A 1,413-nucleotide genomic window follows, 5' to 3' on the forward strand; every position below is an offset into this window, starting at 1 on the left:
CTCGGCCAGGGCGTCGAGATAGGCGTTGGCGGCGGCGTAGGAGGGCTGTCGGCTCCCGCCCCACGAGGCCGCGCCGGACGAGAAGAGCACGAACGCGCTGAGGTCGAGATCCTCCGTGAGTTCATGGAGAAGGCCGGCCGCGAGCGCCTTGGGCCGCAGCACCGCCTCGATCCTCGGCAGATCCAGCTCGGTGAGCGGGGTGTTCTCCGCGATACCGGCGGCGTGGATGACGGCGGTGAGGGGGTGTTCGGTGGGGATGGTGTCGAGGAGGTGCTGGAGTGCGGTGCGGTCGGTGGCGTCGCAGGCGGTGATGGTGGTGGTGGTGCCCAGGGTGGTGAGTTCTTGGGCGAGTTGGGTGGCGCCGGGGGCGTCGGGTCCGGAGCGGCTGATGAGGTGGAGATGGGGTGCGCCGTGGTGGGCGAGCCAGCGGGCGACATGGGCGCCGAGACCGCCGGTACCGCCGGTGATCAGGGTCGTCCCGGTGGGACGCCACGTGCTGGGGGCGGTGTCCGGGCAGGCGGCCCGCTCAAGGCGGCGGGCCAGGGCGGTGGAGCGGATGGCCACCTGGTCCTCGGGCTGACCGGGCACCAGCACGGCGGCGATACGGGCGGGGGTGCGGGCGTCGACGACGACCGGGAGGTCGATGAGACCGCCCCAGAGATGCGGGTGTTCCAGCGCTGCGACCCGGCCCATACCCCAGATCTGGGCCTGGTGCGGATGGGGGAGTGGATCGGTGGCGACAGCGGCCACCGCACCTTGAGTGACGCACCACAGAGGCGCGACCGGCGCCGTCTGGCTGAGAGCCTGGACAAGCGCGGCCGTCGCGGCCAGCCCCAGGGGGACGGCCGGGTGGTCGGGGTGGGGCGTCTGGTCGAGCGCGAGCAGACTCAGAACGCCCTCGGGTGTGCTGCCGTCGAGCAGATGCGAGACCAGTGGGGCAAGGCCATCGCGCCGGGCGTCCGCGCCATCGACCGACAGAAGCTCATGGGCCGCGCCATGGGCGTCGAGCGCCTGAACGGCGGCGTGGACGGCCGAGTGCTCCTCCAGCCCGGAGGGGACGAGCAGCAGCCAGGTCCCGCTCAGCGTCGGCGCGTTGGCGGGGTCCGGCAACTGCTTCCACGCGACCCGGTAGCGCCAGGAGTCGATGGTGGACCGTTCGCGGTGCCGACGCCGCCAGGTCGACAGTACGGGGAGCGCTGGCAGCAGGGCGTCGACCCCGGGGCTGTCCTTCTCAAGCTGAAGTGTGCTGGTGAGAGCGTCGACGTCGAGCTCTTCGATGGCGTCCCAGAGCCTGGCCTCGGCCGGGTCGTGGCCGTTGGCCTTGGCGTCGGCGCGTGGAGTGGGTGGGGCGAGCCAGTAGTGCTGGTGTTGGAAGGCGTAGGTGGGGAGGTCGGTGGTGCGGGGGGTGGGGGT

Annotated in this window: 1 protein-coding gene; it reads right to left on the reverse strand. The window is 72.3% G+C overall.

Annotated elements, in window-relative coordinates:
* Nucleotides 1-1,413, reverse strand: a 1,413-nt coding sequence (locus KN815_RS47370; protein ID WP_216347952.1) for an SDR family NAD(P)-dependent oxidoreductase, incomplete at both ends; no start/stop codon positions are given.

It is taken from the genome of Streptomyces niphimycinicus, from assembly GCF_018883605.1.
In the GTDB taxonomy this organism is placed as follows: Bacteria; Actinomycetota; Actinomycetes; order Streptomycetales; family Streptomycetaceae; genus Streptomyces; species Streptomyces niphimycinicus.